We start from the raw sequence: 24,414 nt of genomic DNA on the forward strand, positions 1-24,414 counted from the left end.
GCGATATGCCGATGCTGCCTCCCGGAAACTCGTGCGTTCAGACGTCAACTCTGAAGCCCACGCCTCGGCTGTTCCGCGAGGAACTCTCGACCAGAGCATCATGCGGGCGGAGACGGAGACTGCGGCTTTCCCCAGCAGCTTCTGTGCCTCGTCCGCCCGCTGCACGTCGCCATCCATGCGCAAAGACATGACCCTGACGGCCAATCCCCCCACCTCAGGAGGCCACTGCCGCAGTTCGTTGGCGAGCCGCAAGCTATCCAACTCCATCATGATCCTCGTAGCGGCGGCCTACGCTTGCATGACTAAAACCTGTACTGGCTCCCGACCGTTCGAGAGGCTGCGTGGAATGGCATCGACGGCTGCATTGAAGTCGCCAATGGCGGCAATTACGCGTCCTCTGGCATCGAGTTTCGACTGGTGCCCGTTCGTCAGCCGAACGACCATCAATGCCACCAGACCGCCGACGACTGCCGCTAGGAAAGATCCGATGACACCGCCCCAAAGCTGGAGGAGCCAAATCTCGTCGCTATTCATGCGGAATTTTCACCGTTTTGGCAACGACTGTCCCCGACTCCATATCTTCTCTGCCGAACATGCCGGCAAACAGGAGGAACAAATTGGCCAGGAGGAAGAACATGCTGATACCTACAAAAATTGTCGTGAAGAAATTGGGCGCCTTTGCGATCACAACCCACAGACAGAGCAGAAGAGAGACTATGCCGGCACCGACCGACAGCTCTGTCGCTTGCTTCAGGCGGTGACGCCATGTCGTGGACTGGATCTTCGCCGGGTTAAGCCGATCTTCCAGCGCAACGAAAATCAGGAGGACTGGAATGACCTGGGCAAGCAGTCCCGCCGCGTTGACATCAATTTCAAGTTGCATGGTGCGAAGCATACCGGCAGCCCTAAACACTCCGCCCGGCCACCCGCGATCTCTTTCCATGCATGGCCGAAATCCTGCAGGCCCTTACGATAGGAGGCCGCCAAGCGTTGCCGCGGAATCCCTTCGAATGCCGGTTCTGCGAGAAGCTCTATGCCTGCGTCCCATTACGTTTTGCGCCCGCAGAGGGCGGATCCCCGCGCGGGTTCTCCTTGCCGCGGCTTAAAGCTGGCTGAACCCAAGCTAGGCTAGTTCATCGACTGCCTTTCAGCGATAAAATGCCGCCCATAAAAACTCGAGGTAACCGTGACGCTCAATGCCCAGAAACTCGAAGTTGGATTGCTCGCGCACAACTTCTTCCCCAGGGTCGCCAAGCGCGGTGACGAGTTTCCACCTTGTTTTGTATCCGGCGCCTTCACTCCGGCTATCGCAAGCAAACTCAACTCCCTCCCCGTAAAGAGAACCGATGGATTTGGTGCAATTGCCGCTAGGGCTACACGCTATGATCTCGCGCCTCGAAATATGGAGATATCTCACCCTCGAGCATTCGCCGCTATCAGCCGACATCTGAAGACATCGTGGAATGAGTGGAAGCCGGTCCTCTCGAATCCGTCGAGCGCCATACGTGTGTCGGAACATGACGACGGCCGAGTCTTCTCCATGATCACAAGCCACGATTGGGAATCACTAGTCAAGCCAGATAGCAGGTTCCGGGCGCAGGTCGATGTCACCAACTTCTACGGCTCAATCTATACTCATGCATTCCCCTGGGCGGTTCATGGTCTCCCAATGGCTAAGGTGAACCGTGACGATAAGTCAGATTGGGTCAATCGGCTTGATTCTGTTCTCAGGCAGGCCCGGCGCCGTGAGACGACTGGTATTTCAACCGGCCCCGGAACCTCCGCGGTAGCTGGGGAGATACTACTTAGTCAAGTCGACCACGCCTTGCGGAAGCGGGGTTTCGACTTTGTCCGCTACATCGATGATTATGTCTTCGTCGCGGCGAACCGCGACTGCGCAGAAGCATTTGTGAGTGCCGTACGCGATGAACTCGCGCAGCTGAAACTTTCTATTCATCCCGGCAAGACGAGCATTAGGGAGATGCCGCTCGCGTCGTCGCCCCGATGGATGCGTCACTTTCGTTCAGCCTTGCGGGGGCCAAACACTCTGCACCGAATTCTGGATGCGCTGGATGATGCGATTGATCTAGCTGCTTCAGACAACGAGGACGGAGTCCTACGCTACGTACTGGTTGCGATCGAGGAGGCCCTAGCCGAGGATTCCTTCCCTCAGCACGCCCGCGGACCAATTGTAGATCGCCTTCTTCACATTGGATTTTTGCGACCGATTGCCATCGGGACTGCATGTCGACTCTTGGCCGTGATGGGCGTTTCGGAGGTGCAGGCCCGAGAATCTGAACTGAATGTAACTCTTCGGGAACATGCGAACGCACTTCGCACAGACGCCGCCACGTGGGTACTCCATACGCTGCTAACGAGCGGAATAAGCCCCTCGAAGGCCGCGGCTGACTCCATAGTCCAGGCAAGGGATTGTCTGATGATGGCTTTGTTGGCCGAGGATGCTTCCGGGCTGAAGAGTGTTAGTGGATTTATCGAAATACTTGAGGAAGAATCACCAACAGATTACCGCCGGGACGAGTATTGGCTGATCTACTATCAATTCGCTCTTCGAGGTAAGAGATGGTCCACAGTTCCCCAATCCTTCTATGCCGAGTTTGAACCGCTCCTAGATGACGAAGTCTCGTTCGTCGACCTAAGCGCGGTTAACCCGTACAAACCTTTTCACAAGGCTGAGGCTCCTCGACGACTAAACGGGGGTGGAATCTCGGGACGAGGACCGTACTCAGAATAGACTCAGGACTTTCGCTTCCGGATGTGAAAGCTCAGCCCGCCCGGCGCCGAAAGTTCTCGAGCGTCTGCTTTGAGCGACTCGTATCCCTAGGGATACGAAACGTATCTTCGACCCGGCAACCCCGCGGCGGTAATGCTCAAGTTTTCTCGGAATGGCGCGAGTTCGTAAGCAGGCGATTCCCATACCCCTTTCTCGAAATCTTCTCGTTGGATCGCTGCATCCCCGGATAGTTGGGAGGCCCGGCGGAGCCTCCGAGACGAAAATTAGTCGGTCATACACATGTTTCGATGCGACAGCAGTCCACCTACCGCCAGCAGGCGGATCATTTGGCCGCCGGCGTCGGACGCCGATGGCATCTACTCGGATCGCGGGTAAGTTGGGGCCCGAGCCTGACGAATTCGATCGGTCGCTCGACGGGGGTTCGACGGTTTCCTCGGTGAGGGTGGTGACGGCGTCGAACCCCAGGAACGAGTAAGCGGCGATGGCGCGCCGGCGGAAATGGTGGTGAAGCTGGAGGTGTCGGCAAAGCATTGCGGAGGGCGCCCCCCGCCAGACCGGACGCGCCCTCCGCGTGCACCGAACCCGCGAGGTGGGTCCGCATCCCCTGATTCAGTCGATCAGCACCGGGGCCTTGGCACGCTCCGCGGATTCCACCACCGGCACAACCTTCCGGTTCCGGTGATGCATCCAGTTCGCCACCGCCAGTAGCGCCACGAGGGCGAACGTGCTCAGGAGCTGGGGACGGGAGTCCTCGCCGATGAATCCCACCGTGAAGATCGCCGCGAGGATGAGCAGACCCATGCCCGTGAGCCACGGGAAGCCGGGCATCCGCAGGGGAAGTTCCGTTCCGTCGCGGTCGGCGCGGAGGCGCAGCGCGAGCTGGGCCAGGAGCGCGGACGTCCACACCAGCAGGCAGGTCGAGCCCACGATGTTGAGCAGGACGGGAAGGACCATCTCGGGGAAAGCCAGCTCCAGCACAACCGTGACCACGCCGAAAGCGACGCTGGCCAGGACTGCGACAACCGGGACCCGGGCCTTGGACACCGAGGCAAGCAGGCGTGGCGCTTCGCCGCGCTCGGCAAGGGAGTACGCCATCCTTGAGGCGCCGTAGAGGTTGGCGTTGAGGGCGGAGAGCAGTGCCGCTACGGCCACCAGGGTGATGGCGGTGGCTGCGCCGGGCATGCCGGCGGCGTCCAGCACCGCGGCGAACGGGCTCTTCAGCCCCGCCGAACCTACCGGAACCACCGCCGCGATGACGAAGATCGCACCGATGTAGAAGATGAGGATGCGCCACAGCACCGTCCGGACTGCCTTCTTCACACTGCGGGCCGGTTCCGCGGTTTCAGCTGCCGCCACGGACACGATCTCGGTGCCGCCGAACGCGAACGCCACCACGAAGAGTGCGGTGGCGATCCCGGCGAAACCGTCGGGTGCGAAGCCGGCACCGGTGAAGTTGGTCAGGCCCGGCGACTGGACGCCCGGCAGCCAGCCGAAGAGCAGGGCAGCGCCCACCAGGAGGAACCCGACGATTGCCGCCACCTTGAGCAGGGCGAACCAGAACTCGAACTCGCCGAAGTTCTTCACACTGGTGAGGTTCACGGCGGTGAGCACCACGATGAACACGAAGGCCATCAGCCACACCGGCAGGGCCGGGAAGATGGTGGCTAGCAGGCCTGCCGCACCGAGCGCTTCGGCCGCGATGACCACCACGAGCTGCAGCCACCAGAGCCAGCCCACCGTGGCACCGGCCACCGGCCCGTAGGCCTTGGCGGTATAGACGGAGAAGGCGCCGCTGTCCGGGTTGGCGGCGGCCATTTCGCCGAGGGCCCACATCACCAGGATGATGAGGGTGCCGGCCACGAGGTAGGAGATCAGCACGGCCGGGCCCGCGGCCTGGATGCCTGCGCCGGAGCCGATAAAGAGGCCCGCGCCGATGGCGCTACCGAGCCCCATCATGGTGAGCTGGCGGGGTTTAAGGGCCGCGCCGAGGGCGCGGGCAGACGTCTTTGTCTGTTGTTCCATGAGGATTCCTCTGGTTGTAGGCGGAACGGGTTGGTAAAGGGTCAGTGAGTGGTCAGGCCGCGTGGGCTGCCAGGAGCCCGAGCACGCGGTCGTTGGAGGCGGGATCGGCAACGGTGATCCGCATGCCGTCGCCCTGGTACGCCCGGACCATGATGCCGGCGGCGTCAAAGGCGTCCACCAGCCTCGCCAGGAGGCGGTCATCCGCACGGATCCACAGGAAGTTGCCCTGGCTCGCCTGCAGTTTCCAGCCCTGCGCTTCCAGGAGCGCTGCCATCCGTACGCGCTCCTGCTTGACGGCGGTCACCCGCGCTTCCATCTCCTCCCCGGCGTCCAGCGACGCGATGGCAGCCTTCTGGGCCAGCGCGCTCACCGAAAAGGGAAGGGCGGTCCGGCGCAGTCCCTCAGCAATATCGGGCGCCGCCACGGCGTATCCCACGCGCAGGCCGGCGAGTCCGTACGCCTTCGAGAAGGTGCGCAGGATGCAGACGTTCGGGTACTGGCGGTAGAGCGCCAGGGAATCGGGGCCGCTGCCCGCTTCGGCGTATTCCACGTAGGCCTCGTCGATCACCACAAGGACGTCGGAGCGGACAGACCGCAGGAAGGCCTCGATACGTTCGTGGCTGATCGGGACGCCGGTGGGATTGTTCGGGGTGCAGAGCAGGATCACCTTCGTGCGGGCAGTGACGGCCGCGGCCATGGCGTCAAGGTCGTGCCCCTCAGCGCCGTCCAGCGGGATGCGGACCGGCAGGGCGCCTGCCAGCTCAACCAGGATGGGGTAGGCCTCGAATGAGCGCCAGGCGAAGATCACTTCATCCCCGGCGTCGCACAGTCCGGTGATGATCTGCTGGAGGACGCCGACGCTGCCGGGTCCCGCCGCGACTTCTCCGGCCGTGACGCCGAGGTGGCGGGCAATCCGTTCACGGAGTTCGACGGCGGCACTGTCAGGGTAGCGGTTCATCGTGCCGGCCGCTGCGGCCACCGCAGCGGCGGCAGCGGGCAGTGGCTCGTAGTGGCTTTCGTTGCTGGCGAGGGCTGCGATGTCCCTGCCGGCGCTGCGCCGGCCCGGGACGTAGGGCGGAAGTCCGGCCACCGCGCCACGAAGGGTGGGAAACGCGGTGTCCGGTGCGGTCAGGAGCTGATCACGGGTCATGAATATCGATCATGATTGTGACCCCGCCCACAATGCAAGATACCCTCAAACCATTGGGACTTCTGCTCAACTTCTACTCTCCGTGGTGAAAATATGACCATCCCGAACCCTCGCGCCCTGGATTCCCTCGACGGCAGGATCATCATGGCCCTCGACAAGGATCCCGAAGCCAGCGCCCTGGCACTTTCGCGGACGCTCGGCGTCGCACGGAACACGGTCCACGCCCGGCTGGCACGGCTCGAGCGCAGCGGCGCCCTCCGCTCCTTCAGCCGGAGGCTGGATCCCGCCGCGCTTGGCTATGACCTGATGGCTTTCCTCTCACTGTCCATCAGCCAGACGCGAACGGGCGCGGTGGAAGACGGACTCGCCGCGATCCCGGAGGTCATCGAGGTGCACGCGACCACCGGGGACGCGGACCTCATGGCCAAGGTGGTGGCCCGCAGTACGGCCGATCTCTACCGCATCACCAACGAGATCCTGGAAATCGAGGGGATCCAACGGACCAGCACGGCCATTTCCGTACTGGAACTCATGCCGCCCCGCTACGACGGCCTCCTGAGCCGGCTCTCCGAACAGGAATCCCGCCCTTCGAGGTAAATCCACGTGACGCACGCCACAAGTGGTCATATTTTCAGTTACATCCGCCACTCTTGCCAAATATCCCAATGAAACTCGCCTCTCTTGCCTATCTAGGGACCAGCGCAGAAGATTCCTGCATGACTACTCTTACCGTCTCCGGCCGCGTGGCGCAGGTTCTCAGCAGCTACATCAGCGATGTCTTCGGCGTGATGGGCAACGGAAACGTCTACTTCCTGGACGCCGCGGAAAAGCTGGGCCTCAGCTTCTCCGCCGTCCGCCATGAAGGCGCCGCCATCGCCGCGGCCGACGCCTACTACCGGACGTCAGGACGTCTCGCAGCGGGCACCACCACCTATGGCCCCGGCTACACCAATGCACTCACCGCCCTCGCAGAGGCGGTCCAGGCACAAATCCCCGTGGTGCTGGTCACCGGGGACGCTCCGAGCGGCGGCGCCCGGCCCCAGGACGTGGACCAGACGGCCATCGCCGCGGGTCTCGGCGCGGCCACCTTCACCGTGACCCGCGACGCTGCGGGCTCCATCACGCAGCAGGCGGTGCAGTACGCACTCACTAAGCGCACCGCCGTCGTGATTGCCATACCCTACGATCTCGCGGCACTCGAGGCGGCCGACGAAGAGCTTCCCGCGCCGCTGGCACCGGCGGTGAGTGACGACGTCGACGGCGGCCTGCGGCAGGTTGCCCGCCTGCTCGCCGGGGCGAAGCGGCCGCTGATCCTCGCCGGCCGCGGTGCGCATCTCGCCGGCGCCGGCCCGGAGCTCCGGGAGCTCGCCGACCGCCTCGGCGCGCTGACCGCCGGAACCGCCCTGGCGCTCAACCTCCTCCAGGGCGACGGGTATCTCGGCGTCGCGGGCGGCTTCGGCACGGACACCGCGGCCGGGCTCATGGGTGAGGCCGATGTGGTCCTCGTGGCCGGGGCAAGCCTGAGCCCCTTCACCATGCGGTTCGGGCACCTGCTCGGCCCGGACAGCACGGTCATCCAGATCGACGCCGCCCTGCAGCCGACGCACCCCCGGGTGGACACGTTCGTCAGCGCGGACGTGAAGTCTGCTGCGGGACGCATCCTGACGATGCTGGATGTCCCGGCCTCGCCGGACGCCAGCCCCGCAGAAGCCTGGCGCGCGGAAGCCCGCAAACGCCTGGCCGAGGGACCGGCCCACCATCCAGGCTCAGCGGAGACCCCGGACGGCCGGCTGGACCCGCGCTCCCTTGCCACGGCACTGGATGCGGTGCTGCCGGAGCGCCGCACGGTGGTCCAGGACGGAGGGCACTTCGTCGGCTGGGCACCCATGTACTGGCGCATCCCGAGGCCGCAGGACCTGGTCATGGTGGGGACCGCCTACCAGGCCATCGGGCTGGGCCTTGCCAGCGCCGTCGGGGCAGCCCGCGCAGTGGAGGACGGCCGCACTCTGGTGCTGGCCTCCGGCGACGGCGGTTTCCTGATGGGCCTGTCCGACCTCGAATCGCTGATTGGTGCGGCCAGCAGCGCCGTCGTCGTGATCTACAACGATGCCGCCTACGGAGCCGAAATCCACCAGTACGGCTCCCAGGGCCTGACCGAAAAGCCCATGCTGATCCCCGAGGTGGACTTCAGCGGCATCGCCCGCGCGCTCGGTGCCGAATCCGCGATCATCCGCTCGCTGGCGGATCTTTCCGCGCTCCAGGACTGGATCGACGCCGGCGCCAGGGGAACCTTCGTGGCCGACTGCCGGATCACGTCGAGCGTCCGGGCCCCGTGGCTGAGCGAGTGGATGCAGGCCTCGCAGGCCGCGAAGGCGGCGGTGGCCGGCTAACGGAATTCACAGGTCCGCGGCCTACCATGTTCCACATGAAGGCTGCCCGGGACGCACGCTCTGCCGCCGTTGTGATCAACGCCGGATCACGCCGAGGGGCGGCACCCGAACTTGCCGTGGACACCCTTCGAAAGGCAGGCGTGCCCATCTCCGCCGTGCACCGCGTGCTGTCCGGGGCGGACCTGGCCGGGACGCTTGACCGGGCGCTTGCGGACGGGCACGACCTGATCGTTGTCGGCGGCGGCGACGGGACGGTGTCCTACGCCGCCGGCCGGGTTGCTGGCAGCAACGTTGTGCTCGGCGTTCTTCCGCTGGGCACCGCCAACGACTTCGCCCGCACGCTGGAGATACCCAACAATCTGGCCGAGGCGTGCGCCACCGTCGCCGAAGGCAAGGTGGTGGACATCGACCTCGGCCGGGCCAACGGTGAGCCGTTCCTCAACGTCGCATCCGTGGGCCTCTCGGTGGCGGTTACCGAAGCGCTCAGCCCCCGCTTGAAGCGGTACATCGGGCCATTGGCCTACGGCATCGCCACGCTTCGGGCTTATGCACGACATAAGCCGTTCCGGGCCCGCCTCGAGTTCCCCGAGGGGGACCACGAACCGCTGGAGCTCGAGGATCTGCTTCAGGTGGCGGTCGGCAACGGCCGGCATTACGGCGGCGGCAACACGGTCTCCCCCACCGCAGGGATCGACGATCACACCCTTGACATCTACGCAATTCTGGCCGGCCCGCTCCGGGAGCATGTGAGTATCGCACGGCTGCTCAAGGACGGAAGCTTCATCGAACACGACCGCGTGTACCACCTGACCACCAGGCGTGTCCGGCTGGTCACCGACCAGCCGCTGCCGGTGAACCTCGACGGCGAGATCGCGACCACCACGCCCACCGACTTCACCGTCCAGCGCAACGCCGTCCACGTGGTGGTGCCCCAGAGCAGCACCAGCGCGTTGTTCGACGGACCGGGAGCCTAGGCCCCTCCTGAGGGCGTTGTTACCGATTACGTAAACCGTTTGCGTAACACGGTCCGGCCAGCACAAGGGAGGAGGAACAGTGGTCACCATCCGCGATGTCACCAAGCACGCCGGCGTCTCCCCGGCCACCGTCTCCCGGGTTGTCAACGGCTGGTGGGCTACTCCGACGAAACCCGGGAACGCGTCGAGACCGCAGTCATGAGCCTCAGCTATGAAACGGACTACCTCGCCCCCCATGGTCTCGGACGCCCCGGCCTCGCAGGTCATGCAGGGCGTGGCTGGACCGTAGGGCAAACCTGCGAAGGGAATGATGAGCGCCCAGCGGAGTTACACAAACATTTAGAGGCTAAGAGATTTTTGTAATCCTGCGGCGGGATGGCCAGCATTTGCCGCCTGCCCGCTGACGCTTGTCTCCGTTCGACATCCGAAGCAACGAAATCGAATCCATGCCATAAACTCCCCTTGACGCAGGTTCGCGTCATTGATCTGGGCACTCATCAACGTAGCTGATGGGCCAAAAACATGGGGATTCTAAATTGAATAGAAAGCAATCGCTCGCGTCGCTTTTTGGCAAGCGCGAGGAGCCCTCGCCGTGGCAGTCACCGGGCTCATCCTTCGATGCACCAACGCCACCGAAGAAGCCAAAAGTCTCAACATTCGTCGTCGGAGCGCTTGTTCTTTTGGCCATGTGGTTGGGCTTCGCCAGCGGCGGGTTGGGTGGGGCACTAATATTCCTCGCCATCTCTGCGGCACTGACCGGCCTTTATGTTGCGGTCACGGGCCGCGGCTCCTGGGCACGGCTGCCAGGCAAACGAAAAGTTGGCGGCATCGTCCTGGCCGCCTCTCTGGTCGTCATGGTGGCCGGCGCGGTAACCCTGCCGCCTCCGTCGGCAGAAAGCCTTGCCGCCCAAGCGGCTTCTGAAAATGCCAAGCGGGCAGAAGAAGCGTCCCGCGCCTCAGCGCAGTCGCCGTCGGCCACTCCTTCACCCACGCCGTCCCCGACGGACACCGGGGAACCGCTCGACCCCGACAGGCTCACGGAACTCGCCGCAGGCGTCAGTTACACCGCCCCGAAAAGCCAACCAGCCTTCGGAACCAAGGCCGTGGATCTCCTCGCCCTTCTCCCTGTCAAGGACACTGCCTCTTCACCCGGGTACAGCGCCCGAGCCATGTACGGGCAGGCCTGGGCAGATGTTGACCGGAATGGGTGCGACACCCGGAACGACATACTCAAGCGAGACCTGACCAAGGTCGAATTTGTCGACAACTCGACCTGCAAGGTGGAGCGCGGCATCCTTGCACCCGATCCCTACACGGCTACGACAATCAATTTCCAGCGGGGTCCCGACACCAGCAGCGCCGTGCAGATCGATCATGTTGTCGCGCTCGGTGACGCATGGATAAAGGGTGCCCAGCAGCTCACCGGCGTGCAGCGCATGGCTTTCGCCAACGATCCCCTGAACCTGCAGGCAACCGATGGCCCGACAGATGTCAAGAAGGGCGAAAGCGATGCGGCGGCCTGGCTGCCGCCGAACAAGAGCTATCGCTGCGAATACGTTGCCCGGCAGATCGCCGTCAAAGCGACCTATGACCTGTGGGTAACGCAGACCGAACACGACGCGATGGCGGCCGTCCTTAATGATTGCTCCGGCCAGTTGGTTCCGACCAATGAAACTGAAGCTGAGGTTGTCGTGGCGGCTGAGGAGGAAGCTACCCCCGCGGCCGAAGCGGCGGTCCCGGCCCCTAAGCCCTTGGCACCCGCACCGTTTGTTGCGCCCGCGCCCGCCCCCGCGCCTGCTCCTAAACCCGCTCCGGCGCCCGCACCCGCGCCTAAACCCGCTCCCGCACCTTACGTGCCGCCGGCGCCGGCCGCGGCCTACTACCCGAACTGCGCAGCGGTGAAGGCTGCCGGGGCAGCTCCGATCTATGCTGGCCAGCCCGGCTACCGTCGAAGCCTGGACCGCGATGGCGACGGAGTCGGCTGCGAAAAGTAGAGACCATCGTGGGCTAGATGGCCGCACATTTCGAAGCTCGGAAAAGTAGATATCAGGCATGAGGAACCCCCGTTTGTCATTGTGACTAACGGGGGTTCTTAGCGAACAAGACATTCCTCACCACCACCAGTGGCGGGCAACGACGCTTCATTACTTTGCTGCCGCTTACAGCGGTTTACAGCTATAGGTGCGTCATGTGTTTCGGGACGAGTCACAATCACAGTCAATATACGGGGCCCAGGACAAAGCGTCGCAGCCTGCGGATAGGATAGTGCCACGAAGTCTTGGGGGATAACTTCCGGGATGTTTTTTCGCCGTCCTGCCGTCGTTGACCGGACAGGACCCGTCATTCCAGGAGTTGTTCCAGCTTGATCCTCAAGACATTCGGATGGTCGTTCGCGGTCACCATCATTGCGTTAGTGGTCGCTTTTCTTTATGGCGGGCCCGAAGCGCTCATCCTCTGCATCATCCTGGGCATTCTTGAAGTCAGCCTGAGTTTCGACAACGCGGTCGTCAACGCCCGAATTCTGGAGCGGATGAACGCGTTCTGGCAGAAGATGTTCCTCAGCGTCGGCATCATCATTGCCGTGTTCGGCATGCGCATCCTGTTCCCGCTGCTGATCGTCGGCGTCACAGCGGGCCTGAACCCCGTGGAAGCCGTCACCCTGGCGATGGAAAAGGGTGACCCGCATACCCCCGGCAGCTACGGGTACCTGCTGCACGAGGCGCACCCGCAGATCGCGGCCTTCGGCGGAATGTTCCTGCTGATGCTGTTCCTGGACTTCATCCTCGCGCACCGTGACATCAAGTGGATCAAGTTCCTTGAAATCCCGCTGGCCAGGCTGGGCAAACTCGAGGGCGCATCCCTGATCGCAGGCATGGCCGCGCTGGCCATCGCCGGCGCCGTCTCGGGTGAGAAGCAGGGCATCGTGCTCCTCTCGGGCCTGCTGGGCATGATCACGTACTTCCTGGTGAACGGCCTCGGCAACCTCTTCGACGTCGATGCAGACGGCGACGTCGACGCGGCGGACGCGGACCGCGTGGTTCACTCCGGTCCCTCCGGTTCCGCCAAACTGGCCGGCAAGGCCGCCTTTATGCTCTTCCTCTATCTTGAGGTCATCGACGCGTCCTTCTCGTTCGACGGCGTGATCGGTGCCTTCGCCATCACCTCGGACCCCATCATCATTGCTCTGGGACTGGGCTTCATCGGCGCCATGTTCGTCCGCTCGCTGACCGTTTTCCTGGTCCGGGAGGGAACGCTGGACGAATACGAATACCTGGACCACGGCGCGCACTGGGCCATCGGCGCACTGGCGGTCATCCTGCTGATCACCATCGTGACCCCGATCAACGAAATCATCACCGGCCTCATCGGCGTGGTCTTCATCGGCGCCGCCTTTACCGGATCGATCCTGCGCAACAAGAGTAAGAGCGTCGCCGATCCGGTCGAAGTGCTTGAGTCCGCGGACGCAAACAACTAGCTCGTTACCAGCAAACAAAAAGCAACAACCACCACTAAGAAATGCGAGAAAATCAATGGGTTTGAGTTTGCAAAAAGGCCAGACATTATCTCTGACGAAGCAGAACGGCGATTCGATGACGAATGTCCGTTTGGGTCTCGGCTGGGACTCTGCAGTTCCGGCCAAGAAGGGGTTTTTCGGCGGAAAGAAGACCGTTGAGATCGACCTGGATGCCTCGGCCGTCATGTTCGCCGCCGACGGCAAGCACCTGGACACGGTCTTCTTCAACCAGCTCACCAGCAAGGACGGCTCCATCCGCCACACCGGGGACAATCTCACCGGCGCCGGCGACGGCGACGACGAGACCATGATGGTCAACCTGCCCGCCGTCTCACCGGCTGTCCAGCACATCGTGTTCGTCATCACCAGCTACAGCCAGCAGACCTTCAACATGGTCGAAAACGCGTTCTGCCGGGTCATCGACGACTCGGCCGCGGGCAGCCCGGAAGTTGCTCGATACGACCTCACCGAGTCGGGCCCGTACACCGCCATGGTCATGTCGAAGCTTTCACGGAACGGCAACGCCTGGACCTTCCAGGCGATCGGCACTCCGGCCAACGGCCGCACGCCCGGGGATGTCCTCGGCGCCGCAGCCTCCGCCCTCTAGTCCAACGGGACCAGCGTTCTTTAGCCCTCTTGAACGTACACACCAAACTGAAGGAGAACCTCTTGTCTACCCTGACTCTCAGCAAGGGCAGCAACCTGTCCCTGACCAAAGCCGACCCGGGACTCCGCAAAGCCATGATCGGTCTTGGCTGGGACCCGCGGACCACCGCCGGCGAGCAGTTCGACCTCGACGCTTCTGCGCTCTTAATTGGAGCTAACGGCAAGGTGCGCTCGAATGCCGACTTCATCTTCTACAACCAGCTTGCATCCCCGGACGGTTCGATCGTTCACCAGGGCGACAACCGCACGGGCGAAGGCGAGGGCGACGACGAGCAGGTGCTGATCGACCTCGACGCCGTCGCGCTGGACATCGAGAAGATCGTCATCGTGGTGTCGATTGACCAGGCAGAGGCCCGCCGCCAGAACTTCGGCCAGATCCGCGACGCTTTCTGCCGGGTTGTGAACCAGGAGACCGACAACGAAGTGGTCCGGTACGACCTCACCGAGGACGCGTCAGCCGAAACCTGCATGATATTCGCGGAGATCTACCGCCACGACGGCGAGTGGAAGTTCCGTGCGGTCGGCCAGGGCTACGCCTCCGGCCTCCGTGGCGTCGCCACGGACTTCGGCATCGCGCTGGACTAGAAGCGGGGGGCGGTCCGGGAAAACCCGGACCGCCGCTACCTCAACGCTCTTCCTTCTCCATCACTCCCGGACGGGCGCCGGCCTCGACGTCGGCCTCAAAGCGCCCTCCCGCCTGCGCAGCTCGTGACCAAGCCCAGATCCCCGAAATTGGTCACACGTTCGTGGTGTCATATTGCTCCGGTCAGGCTCAGGACCCACTTGGCGGGATCCAGGCACCGGAAGGGGGCTATCCCCCGCGGGTGGACGGATTCCCCGCGCGGGGCCTCCCCCAGAGCCGACACAGCGAAGAAGCGGTACGGTATCGCCTTTCCGCTGTGGGGATTCTCCAGGCTGAGGACCAGCCGGCCGGCGTTAAGCTTGTGCAGCAGGCTGCGGACCTCCTCGTGCAGGAGCTCGCCGTCGTCCTGCTGGTACTCCGCGCTCTCAAGGCTCGGATCCCGGAGGAACGCAGCTCCCGAGTTGGACATGATGGACTGCCAGTCAACGTCCTCGACGTTCCGCAGCTCGTGCATGGCATCGAACTTGGACAGGATGACCGCCAGGCGCGGAGTGGCAGCTCCGATGATATTCATCAGGTTTCCCAACACCGTGTGCGGGTCACCGCCGAGCTGGCGCTGGGTTGGAATCAGGTCCTGCAGCTTGGCACGGATCTCCGGAACTGCCATCGGGTCAAACATGAAAAACACGGCGTCGGCGTTGGCCAGGAATTGCAGTGGCGTCGTGTCAGCGGGAGGCCTTTCCATATCTTCGCCGGCGACATCGCGGATCACCAGGAACCTCCGGGCCCCGTTCAGGATGCCGAGACTGAAGATCAAGGGTTCGCGCTGATAGGAACTGTCCGTGATAGCACTCGGCGTCGGGGGCATCAGACCGCGTGACTCATACAGGGGTTTCTCGTAAATGTCCGTATAGTTCTCGCGCGTGCGGGGGTCCGCGAATTCCACGGTGCTGTTCATCTTGGCCATCAGCTGATCCAGCTGCTTCACCAGAACGGCGATATAGAGGGACTTACCGGTGGCGCGGGATCCGTTCATTGCCACACACGTGGCCTGACCGTCGCGCCAGCCAGGCAGCAATTCATGATGGCACCGCACACAGGCTTCCTGGACGGCTTGCTTGCACTCGGAGCAGCTTGTGGGAACTTCGGGTGCCCAGTTCTTGCCCGCGTTGGCGGGGCGCAGCCGATAGATCAGCGGCCCGTTTTCTACGTCTCTGCCGGCGTAGCGCCCCGCGACATCGTCACGTTCGGTGGGGCACCGTCCGGATCGGCAGATCCACAGATAGCCATCCTCGGGCAGGTGCTGGAAACAACCAGGGCAACGGGTCATAGCGTAACGCCTTCCAATAGCTCCGAGCTCGCGCTGAGGCAAGGCTGAAGCAATGATCTAACCAGGCCACGCAACACGTGCGGTTCACCCAACAAATGGCTTTCAAGGTTTGCACCCGAACGTGCCGGTTCCACCACGGTGTGCGAAACCGAGGTGCCACCGAGCAGTTGCCAGGCTGCCTCCGGCGTGACCGCAATGATGTGGCGTACTTCGCCCGGCTCCCCCAAAATCTCCAGCTCTTGGATGTCCGCCGGCAAAGAGTCCGTCAGTAGATAAACGATCGTGCCCGCCGCAGGACTGAGGTTCTCAGGCCGGGGGAAGGCGGAACGGAAACTGCTGGAAGGCACCAGAGCCTGATGTGCGGCGACGACGCCCGCCGGGAGTGAGGCCAGGTCGTGCGGTGGAACAGGATGAACGGAGCCGTCGACGACGGCGGCGCGCACCTGATCGCCGCCCGCTATCACCTGTGCTATTCCGGTCAGCACCTGTACCAAAGCGCTCACGGTGCCGTCCCGCACCAGGTTGACAGCCGAGCCGGATCCGTCCAAGGCCACCATCACGTTGAAGGCAGCGGCTTCGTCCAGCCATTGAAGTCCCAGAACTTCCCGCGTCGCCACGCGGGCGGCGTTTCCGAGCGGGCCCAGATCGGCGTCCTCCTGGTGATGTGCCACCCGGAGGATCAAGTTCTCCCCGACGCGTTCCACCGAGATCAGGTCCTTCCGCTCCAGGCCGGATACATCAATCGGCACCAGCACGGCGCGCTGCGGATCCAAGGACGCGTTGTCCTCCACGGACACGGCTAGGTGCAGAACGGTGGGCGACGGAAACCGTTCCTGGCCCAAGGGGAACACGGAAACCACCGTCAGCTCCTCAACGGCCGGCAAGATAATCCCGTCCGGGGGGCGGACCACCGATTCCAGCCGGCGGCCGTTCTGCCCGGCTTCAAGCCTGGCCAGTGATGCTCCACCCTCGACACGCAGTGTCAGGCGGAGCGGGCGGACCCGGAGCTGGACTTCGCTCGTGCCCTCCAGTATGTATGTGGGCATCATCGATCCTTTCTCATTGCGGACATGAATCCGCCGAAACGCGTGGGCTTTGCAGTATCCAGCTCGGTGGACCCAGCGTCCTGGCGGAGCTTTTTCCACCATTCCCGGGAAAACTTCTGGCGCTCCTCATAGATCTTTTCCACAAGGCGTTCGGATCCGGTGTTGAAGCTTCGGTTCCAGTTCTTAGCCAGGATCGCGTCACACATGGACTGCGGATCTGTCTGGCCTGTCCGGATGGCATGGCGGATGGGAACTTCGAGCAGCGGTATGCGATCGGTCCCGGCAAATACGGTCATGCCGGACATGAAATCGCCTGGAACGTCCTCCGCGCCCGGATAGCCGGGCGCTGTCTCAATGGCGAGGCGGGTCAGTTCCTGTATTTCTGCTTGGCCCAGTACCCGGGTATCCACGGAGGTTTGAAGGAATTCAAAAACTCCATCGGCCGGAACGGAAACATAATCCGTTACATGGCTCTGCACTTCCCTGGGGAGCTCCAAGCGGCTCCGAGGATTGGCGACGGCGATCACTGCAGCCTTGATTACCAGCGCTCGTAGTTCCTGCGCTAGGCGGCCGTCAACGACCTTCATTGCATGCTCGGCCGCGCTCAGGATCCAGTCAGCGCCGGCCCGCGCTTCATCCGGGGAGCCACTCGGCACCGAGAACTTGGCGGCGCGCCGGAGTTGGGCAAACCGCACCTCCGGGGATCCGGGGGCATTGGGCTCACGGTCCTGTACAACGTCGATAAGCTCAGCCAGCGGCTCGGACCATTCCTCCGTCAACAACGCCGGAGGGAAGAAACCAGAAAGCATCTCGCCGGGAAATCTGAGTTCGAGAAACAGCAGCTCGGCAGAACGCCAAGGAGGCTCAAAGCTAAATACCTGAGCCACGACGGAATCCGACACGACGTCGATTTGTCTTGGTTCCAAGACCCCCGTCGCCGCCACCACCCGGACTCCATCAATGTGACCCTGCCCGTTCCGGCACGACCAGATGGCTTGCTCAACGGCCATTGCAGGCACGGCGGCGTACGGCTCCGAGAACATGCTGGAGACTGCCGAGGCAGGGAACGCGCCAAATAGCCAGTCGCAAAACGCCGGGGGAAGCCGGTTACCGGCCGGCTCGGAAAGGAACCTCGCACTGTTTTGAACCGCTGCCAGAACCTCCTGTCGCAGGGGGTCTGCCAGAAGAGCCCCCGCCTCGAAAACAAACCTTTTTGCCCGTTCGTCGTCATCGACAACCTGAAAGAGTGTTCGCTCGAGGATCTCTGCGATGGCATCGTCGACGGATTCACCGGAACCGTCCCCTGCACTAACGAGGCCAGCGCGGTGGATGAAATCCAAGATTCTGAGGGCCCTGGTGGGGAGCTCGGACGATTTCTCCCCGGTAAACTTATGCTGCAGCGTCAGGATCGCCGCCCGCGCGGCCTGTCGCAGTGCCCGGGTGCTGAACTCCGCGCGGTAATCCGACGGTAGCGGGACAGGGCCGGGTCGGGCCAACCAGTCATCGTCCTCGAGCGACCGCTGCACATAAGTCTGAATCAAAACCTGCCGCATCAGAGTGGATGCATTGTCCCGCTCAAGTTCAGCCCACGCCTCGCCTGCGGAGTCGCCGCGACTCCACTGCATGGTGGCCCGCGCCAGCTGCATCAGTTCCTCATCCCCGGCCAAGGAATCCGGCGAGTGGCGCGCGACCACGGCCGCTGCCTCGGCCTCGTAGTCGCCGAAGAGATCCGGCAGAAGCAGGGCGGCCATCGCAAGAGCCCAGCTCGGCTCCTGCCCGGTATCGCCGACCCGGACCGCAACGTCATCCATCATGGAAGTGGCGGCAGCAAATGTTGCCCGATCCACCAAAGCAGCTTGGGCCAGTGCCGACCAGTGGGTCGGCTCAATCAGGGAACCCGCTTGGGCTTGATGTGGCCGGCCGCCCACTTCGCCAAGGTCTGGCACTTCGTGTTCATCCAGGATGATGAATCCGGAGTGCTTTGGGAGGGCGTCGGCGTCGGCCCGTGGCACACCGACCAGATGCACGCCCCGGTCGAAAACGGCGTCGAGCCCTGCAGCCCGTTCGTACACTGAAAAGTTCATTTGCCGGACCCATCCGGCGGGCGCCAGCCGGCTCACCGCCGCGATCCACAGGGCGGCGGACTCCGCAGAGTCGGTAATCAGGACCACGCCAGGGCCGCCGTTCAGTGCAGCCGAGACTGCGTCCAGCAGCGCACTGAGTAGCCCGACCCGCCATTCGGTCTGGTCAAAGAGGAAATCGAGAACATCCTGCCGGCCCAAGGATTCCCCAAAGGACGGGATGGCGTCCTCCCGCAGCACGGCCTCGCGCACCTGGTCCTGCCCAAAGGGACACAACAGTCCAGGGGAACGCCAGATCTCGATCGGCCGAACTGCCGGCGTCGGCTGCGCCGTGTCCCGATCCAGCAGGACGTGGCTGAAGACGTTCCCGGGCCTGCCGGTGGCGTCCCGGCCCGCCATGGTGCTGTGCCAGTAGGCGCCACGGCCCCTGCCGTCGGCAATGTAGGTCAGGCGGCGGGGCATGGCTTCCAGCTCGGCCGCATTGGGAAAAGAACCCAGTGGAGTTGCGGAGTCGAACCTCGTGACAATCCTCTGCCGCAGCGACTCGATCTCGGCGTCGCTGAGCCCGCCCGCCGTGCTCATCACCTGCCAGCCGCCGGCCCCGTTGTCCGGGTCGAAGGATGTATAGGTCAATTGACCCCACCGCGGCGTGACCGGTGGCGGACCTGTCGAGTTATCGGCCACCAAAGAACCTCTTGCCCCTGCTCGGCGCACCGGTCAAGCGAAGGGTCTCCACGAGCGGATCGAGAAGCGCTACATGGCGCAGGACATCCACCGGCAGATCGGCGAACAGGCGGACGAATCCACCCGTAGGGTTGACCTCCGCTGCCCACGACCCGGGATCGGTTTTCCACGCAACGGGCCCGTCGGGCCCGGAGCCGCCGGGCGTGAACCGGCGTGAGGGAGTCGAAGTGCCGTCAACCGCCGGCACCATGTTCAACGCCGTCCCGTCCCGGGTGGTCAGCGGCAGCCGGTCGGGGTTGTAGACCAGCACGAAGGCGGGCATGTTCACGCCTGCCTCTGAGGTCTGCACGCTGACGGAGACACCAGTCACCTTCCCGAGGAAGCTCTTTGCCTCCACGACCTGGTAGTTCAGCCGCAAAATATACGGGTAGTTAACCGTGGTGATGGCCCCGGACACCCTCACGCCAGCCTCGAAGCTCACGGGGACCAGGTGAACGTCGCACCCCGTGGATAGCAACTCCCCGGTGAAGTGCAGTCCACCGCGGCGCCGGTAATCGGGTTGTGAAATTTCGATGGCCTGGCTGTTGAGTGCCAGTTCCGGATCCTGGCCGGCGGCACCCATGTAGACCATGACGGAATCGGCACCGTCCGGCCACTCAAAACTGAGGATCTGGCTGTTGACGCGTTCCACGATCCTGGGATTCCGAACCTTGTCGTTGCGGGACTTGAAAATGGCGGTGCCCACATGTGCCATTCCGCCCAACAGCGTCACCGGGGTGAAGTAGGCGCGTGTCCAGCCGGCGGGCCACGGGATGCTGAGCATAGTGGCGCCGCCGTCGACGACCTCTACCGGGTTGGACAGCCGGGATTCAGGCATCAGTCCGCTGATCCGCAGCGAATCCTCGGAGAGCGGTTCCAGCTCCAGGCCGGCCTGAGGAGGCTCCTCGGTGCGGTAGACCACGACATTGCCCCCGGCTGGGGAGCCCCAGCGGAGGTCGAACAGCGAGGATTCGTTGTCGCGGGTCATCTCAACGCGCATGTCAGTGACAGGTTCCAGCACCGCGGTGACCTTGATGGTGGAGGTCACGGGGTTGGAAAGGCGGACGTCGCCGCCCAGGGAAGCCTCTGCGCAGACCTGGTACAGATAGGTCTTGCCCCGTTGGACGTCGGCGTCGACAAAGCCGCCGAGGTTGGTTGAGTCCTGGAGTATCCGGTAACGCTGGTCGCCGCCACCGGTGGCAGCGCGTTCGATCGGGATCCGGAAAATCTGGACTTTCTGAGTTTCGGGCAGCGCACTCCAGTTGCCAACGACGCGGCCCTCGTCCTCCCGGATTTCGATTTTTCCGACTTCCCCCACGTATCCGCCCCGGGCGTACAACGTCGGCTGGGACGCCATGGCCTCGGCCATGGTCGGTCCCTCATTCAGCCACACCTGGAAGTAGCGCGTCGCCGTGGTGAAGGGGCGTTCGTCAACGGATTCGACGGCAGTCGTCGCCGCCACGAGTTCCGCCTGGTCCGGCGCGTAGGGCTCATGCTCGTCGCTGGAGATCAGCCGATAGATCGTTACCGGGCTGGCTGACTGCGCCTCCGGCCACGAGTACCAACGTCGGCCTTGTGAATCCTTGCGGGCCTCCACATGGGCCTGTGCCTGTGTCTGGGAACCGTAGTCGAAGGCCGCGAAACCGGACGGATCAATCTCCGCGGCGGCACGTGGCGCGGGGTCGAGTGCCTTCTCGGCAGCCGGGGCCTTGGCCGGAGCGGGCGGCACTGGCGGCGCGGCCCGCGTTGGCGCAGCCTGCGGTGACGATACCTGCGGGGCCGCGGCCATTGGCCGTGCGCTCGAGGCCGGCTCATTCCGGGCCGGCTCCGGCTTAGTTGCCGTATCGGCTGCCCCGCCGGATGTGTGGAGCCCGGTTAGGACACCGGCCATCTCCCCTGCATATTTCGCGACGGCGGGCGGAAACGCGGAGCGGATCTCCAGCTCCGTCGTCTGCCCTGAATTGACCAGCAATCGAAGCTGGGCCTCCTTGAGGTTGCTTGGAGACAGGCGCTTCTCCGCGATGGCCTTGTTCCGCCAGGTCTTCAGGGCCAGAAAGGCTGGATCCGTTGCCTGGGACCCTGCCTGGCTGGGCTGACGGTCCGGCACGGGGACCAGCGTCGTCGGTGTGGGCTCGGGCGTGGGCTCGACGATCCTGACGGCACCCGGTCCGGGTTCATCGAATTCCGGGCTCAGTTGCAGGTGGGGATCGGCAATATTGAAAGCGAGCTGCTTCAGAAGTTCCTTGAGCGCATCCCGCCACGGGCCGACCAGGCTCTGGTCGAGGCCCGGAGTGTCGGTTTTTTTGTGCTCGGCAATGGCGGACAGGTCCTCCGCTGCGGGCGGAACATACCCCCGGGAGGACACCATATCCGCCCACAGCGTCAATGCCGAGAGCCGGGTCTGGTACTTCTGATCTCTCATATTTGCCTCTTCGTTCACTGTCTGTACTTACGATCCGGCCCTGGCATCCGACAAAGGGAAGGGCATGCAGCCCCGCCCCGGGGTGTCAGAAGGTGGGACCCTCGGGCATTGTGAAGCTGCCGCCGGTGTCATCTTCCGATGCTCTCTGCGGTGCGCCTCCCAGCCACGAATTCCCGTCGGCGGGGCGGGCGACCAGGAATTCGTGCTGCGGGATCCCGCCGCTGAGCTGGATTAGGCCGGCCTGCCGGGCCAGGCCGGAATGAGAGCCGAACGGCACGCTCCGCTCCACCGCGGCGCGACCGGCATTGCGTGCCAGGTCGGTCAGCACCGCGCCATCAAAATGGCCCAGCCGTCCTTCGTCAGGAGTGCTGTCCACGCCGGACATAAAGGCGTCCAAGGACGTTTGCACCACCGCCGAGTCGCGTACCTCGCTCACGGTCGACACCAAGCCCGAGGATATGGCGGACCGTGGGCCTGTGATGTCCTTGAGCACACCCGCCCAGATTTCCTGCCCCGGGGACGAGTCGGTGCCCGCCGCGTCCAGCGCACCAATCCACAGGCGCAGCAGTGACAGCTCACCGTCCCCGGACTGGCGGTAGATGGCTTCGGGGTGGGCCGTCAGCTCATATCCGCGGGGCCCGATGAGGTCTCCGGCTGTGGCTTTGGCCCGCTCCCACGGCCGGGTCAGCCAGCCGACGGCGAAGATATCGTGCCGCAGCTGGGCGGCAGCGGTCGCGACGGCCGCGGGCTGCACCGTTGCCGTGCCAACTTTGACATTCAGGGGCAGGCCCTGGACGAACTTCGCCTGGGTCCGGGCTTGATCGTCGGCCCGGCCGAACGGCTCAGCCAGGACGGTGCCGATGATGCGGGACCATGCCAGGAACTGGCTGTAGGCGCCGCCCAGCCGGTGCAGGTCGCGGAGTGCGTGGCTCAGGTTCCGGCGCGAAATCTCGTCGTCGCTGAGCAGCTGGCTTCGTGCGTTCATCAGGTGGAAGAGTTCCCGCTGCCCGTTCATGAAAATCAGCAGCGTGGCTATCAGCCAGACCACTGCGAGGCCCGCGCCGATGCCGGAACCCTTCAGGGGATCCAGCGTCTCTTGGGCGACCAAAACCGCCGTGACCACCAGCCCGAGCAGCAGTGCGGCCAGCAGAATCTTCATCCAGAGGGCCAGTTTTTTCTGTCGTGCCAACACGCCGGCGAGCATGTCGTCGGCACTGGCCGCCCTGCGGATCTGGTCCAGTAGTTGCTGGACTTCGCTCCGGACGGAGATCAGGCTCTGGCCAATCCTGGTCCCCACCCGGACGGCGTAGCTTTCCTCGGAGACAACTTTCCAGCGCCGCAGTGCTTCCAGTGCTGTGCTGGCGGGGATGCCCAGATTGGGATCGCCCGCTGCGTGCTGCAGGCGCCCCTCCATACTGAGGGTGCCCAAAAAATCGTAGGGCTCCAGCGAATCCAGCTGGATGACGGCCGCAAGGGGCGTCGGAATGTCGGAGAATCCGGAGTCGGGGCCCGGAACGGCGGCGCTGGTGCGCCGGAGTACGGCCCGCTGCGTCCCGACCTGGACCGGCGGCAGGGCGGTGACACGTTCGCCGGCGTCGATAAGGGTCAGCGCCCCGTCCGCATAGTCCTGCCAGAACGAGGCCAGGTCAGCAGGGGCGCGGTGCTCACGCGGTGTCCCGGCGTCGTCGAGCAGTTTTTCGAGGGTTTCGGCCGCTTCCCGGACCTCCAGCCAGGAGACCGGCAGTCCGTCACGGTCGACGCCGTCTACTATCACCTTGTACTGCGACGGCGCCGAGCCGAAGACAAGTCCGTGCACTGCGGCTGCGGTTTCCGACTTCACCCGGGTTGCCACGCGCTGGGCCCAACTGCGCGGTGCGTTTTTCAATGCCGCCCATAGGAACCCGAACATCATCTTGAATGCGGCCCAGGGACCGATGGCGGTGACCGCTTGCGGGGCGGAGTGTTCCCGTTCTCCGTGCAGTGACCGTCCGTGCTTTTCCCACAGCTGGTCCGCCATGACCCGTGCCGCTAATCCGGAGTCTTCGATGTAGACGGCTGATGCGCCGAAGTAGGTGGGCAATGGCACGCCGTTGCCCAGCGAGAGGACCTGGTCGCGAAGCTCGGCCCCGACGGCCGTTGTATCCATGGTCCGGTAGAAGGCGCGGACTAGCCTGGCCCTCTCACCAGGCAGCGGCGCCTCCCCGTCCAGCAGTGATTCCGTACTGCCGGACCAGAGACCGAGGACGCCGGCACAGGTGGCTGCCGCATGAACACCCCAGTCAAAGGGGTCATTTGTGGTGTAAAGCTGGTGGTGGCCCAGTCCCGGGCCAGCGGATTCCTCGGGACTCAGCACGAGGTTGTGCCAGCCCCCTTGGGCCAGCCCGTCCAGCACTGCCGTCTCACCGCTGCGTGCCACAACCGCACGGACCCTGACTACCGGGCGGCCGCCGAACGAGGATTCGAGCATTTCGGCAATCCGCTGGCTGATGGAAGAGTCCACCTGCTCATGTCCTGCGATGCCGGGTACGAGAACGCAGAGCCGGATCCGGTCGTAACTGCCGGTGCCGGCCAGGCTTTGCAGGCTGACGCCGTCCTGGTTTCCGGCCGTCACGAGGAGACCGTTGACCCTGGTGGCAGAAACCATGCCCGGCTCGATCCAGATGAAGCTGTCAATCAGACCCAGCCCCGACCAGTCTGTTAGGGCCTCGCGCACACCTGCCGTGATTCCGCGGGGGGCCAGGAAAACCGTCAGCGCTTCCAT

18 protein-coding genes are annotated in these 24,414 nt (G+C 64.0%); 9 read left to right on the plus strand and 9 right to left on the minus strand.

Annotated elements, in window-relative coordinates:
• Window positions 1–288: 288 nt before the first annotated feature.
• Entirely contained in the window at window positions 289–534 is a 246-nt protein-coding gene (locus tag J2X01_RS14225) for a hypothetical protein (RefSeq protein WP_310058559.1), read from the minus strand.
• Window positions 527–883 (minus strand): hypothetical protein, encoded by a 357-nt coding sequence (locus J2X01_RS14230; RefSeq protein WP_310058563.1) that lies wholly within the window; start codon window positions 881–883, stop codon window positions 527–529. The genes J2X01_RS14225 and J2X01_RS14230 overlap by 8 nt, the downstream gene beginning before the upstream one ends.
• 303 nt (window positions 884–1,186) lie before the next feature.
• On the opposite strand from J2X01_RS14230, the gene J2X01_RS14235 reads away from it, so the two are divergent.
• Entirely contained in the window at window positions 1,187–2,752 is a 1,566-nt protein-coding gene (locus J2X01_RS14235) for an RNA-directed DNA polymerase (protein WP_310058566.1), read from the plus strand.
• Between the two features lie 609 nt (window positions 2,753–3,361).
• Here the strand turns inward: J2X01_RS14235 and J2X01_RS14240 are convergent.
• Window positions 3,362–4,774, minus strand: a complete 1,413-nt coding sequence (locus tag J2X01_RS14240; protein WP_310058569.1) for an amino acid permease — start codon at window positions 4,772–4,774, stop codon at window positions 3,362–3,364.
• Between the two features lie 52 nt (window positions 4,775–4,826).
• Window positions 4,827–5,924 carry a histidinol-phosphate transaminase gene (hisC, locus tag J2X01_RS14245; RefSeq protein WP_310058571.1) on the minus strand — a complete coding sequence of 366 codons (1,098 nt, stop codon included), beginning with the start codon at window positions 5,922–5,924 and terminating at the stop codon, window positions 4,827–4,829.
• Window positions 5,925–6,017: 93 nt separating this feature from the next.
• On the opposite strand from hisC, the gene J2X01_RS14250 reads away from it, so the two are divergent.
• The 8 genes from J2X01_RS14250 (at window position 6,018) to J2X01_RS14285 (ending at window position 14,053) form a co-directional block, all read left to right on the plus strand.
• Complete coding sequence (locus J2X01_RS14250) at window positions 6,018–6,521, plus strand: Lrp/AsnC family transcriptional regulator (protein ID WP_310058574.1); 504 nt, start codon at window positions 6,018–6,020, stop codon at window positions 6,519–6,521.
• 119 nt (window positions 6,522–6,640) lie between these two features.
• Window positions 6,641–8,314, plus strand: a complete 1,674-nt coding sequence (locus tag J2X01_RS14255; RefSeq protein ID WP_310058577.1) for a thiamine pyrophosphate-binding protein — start codon at window positions 6,641–6,643, stop codon at window positions 8,312–8,314.
• A gap of 35 nt (window positions 8,315–8,349) precedes the next feature.
• The gene (locus J2X01_RS14260; RefSeq protein ID WP_310058579.1) at window positions 8,350–9,288 is read left to right on the plus strand and encodes a lipid kinase; all 939 of its coding nucleotides are present in this window, start codon (window positions 8,350–8,352) and stop codon (window positions 9,286–9,288) included.
• Between the two features lie 79 nt (window positions 9,289–9,367).
• Complete coding sequence (locus tag J2X01_RS14265) at window positions 9,368–9,490, plus strand: LacI family DNA-binding transcriptional regulator (protein WP_310058581.1); 123 nt, start codon at window positions 9,368–9,370, stop codon at window positions 9,488–9,490.
• A gap of 307 nt (window positions 9,491–9,797) precedes the next feature.
• Window positions 9,798–11,282: a GmrSD restriction endonuclease domain-containing protein gene (locus J2X01_RS14270; protein WP_310058585.1), complete on the plus strand. Its 1,485-nt coding sequence runs from the start codon at window positions 9,798–9,800 to the stop codon at window positions 11,280–11,282.
• A gap of 368 nt (window positions 11,283–11,650) precedes the next feature.
• Entirely contained in the window at window positions 11,651–12,763 is a 1,113-nt protein-coding gene (locus J2X01_RS14275; protein WP_310058588.1) for a DUF475 domain-containing protein, read from the plus strand.
• Window positions 12,764–12,818: 55 nt separating this feature from the next.
• Entirely contained in the window at window positions 12,819–13,409 is a 591-nt protein-coding gene (locus tag J2X01_RS14280; protein ID WP_310058592.1) for a TerD family protein, read from the plus strand.
• Between the two features lie 62 nt (window positions 13,410–13,471).
• Entirely contained in the window at window positions 13,472–14,053 is a 582-nt protein-coding gene (locus tag J2X01_RS14285; RefSeq protein WP_310058595.1) for a TerD family protein, read from the plus strand.
• A 167-nt stretch (window positions 14,054–14,220) separates the two neighbouring features.
• Here the strand turns inward: J2X01_RS14285 and J2X01_RS14290 are convergent, their stop codons facing one another.
• The 5 genes from J2X01_RS14290 to J2X01_RS14310 all read right to left on the minus strand — a co-directional run bounded on the left by J2X01_RS14290 (window position 14,221) and on the right by J2X01_RS14310 (window position 24,414).
• A complete protein-coding gene (locus J2X01_RS14290; protein ID WP_310058598.1) occupies window positions 14,221–15,087 on the minus strand; it encodes a hypothetical protein in 867 nt (288 codons plus the stop codon).
• Window positions 15,088–15,377: 290 nt separating this feature from the next.
• Window positions 15,378–16,241: a hypothetical protein gene (locus tag J2X01_RS14295; RefSeq protein WP_310058603.1), complete on the minus strand. Its 864-nt coding sequence runs from the start codon at window positions 16,239–16,241 to the stop codon at window positions 15,378–15,380.
• A 185-nt stretch (window positions 16,242–16,426) separates the two neighbouring features.
• Window positions 16,427–19,192, minus strand: a complete 2,766-nt coding sequence (locus J2X01_RS14300; RefSeq protein WP_310058606.1) for a GAP1-N2 domain-containing protein — start codon at window positions 19,190–19,192, stop codon at window positions 16,427–16,429.
• A complete protein-coding gene (locus J2X01_RS14305) occupies window positions 19,182–21,653 on the minus strand; it encodes a SaeA-related protein (protein ID WP_310058610.1) in 2,472 nt (823 codons plus the stop codon). The genes J2X01_RS14300 and J2X01_RS14305 overlap by 11 nt, the downstream gene beginning before the upstream one ends.
• A gap of 85 nt (window positions 21,654–21,738) precedes the next feature.
• Window positions 21,739–24,414 carry a hypothetical protein gene (locus J2X01_RS14310; protein ID WP_310058612.1) on the minus strand — a complete coding sequence of 892 codons (2,676 nt, stop codon included), beginning with the start codon at window positions 24,412–24,414 and terminating at the stop codon, window positions 21,739–21,741.

This window comes from Arthrobacter ginsengisoli, assembly GCF_031456935.1.
GTDB classification, from domain to species: Bacteria; Actinomycetota; Actinomycetes; order Actinomycetales; family Micrococcaceae; genus Arthrobacter; species Arthrobacter ginsengisoli.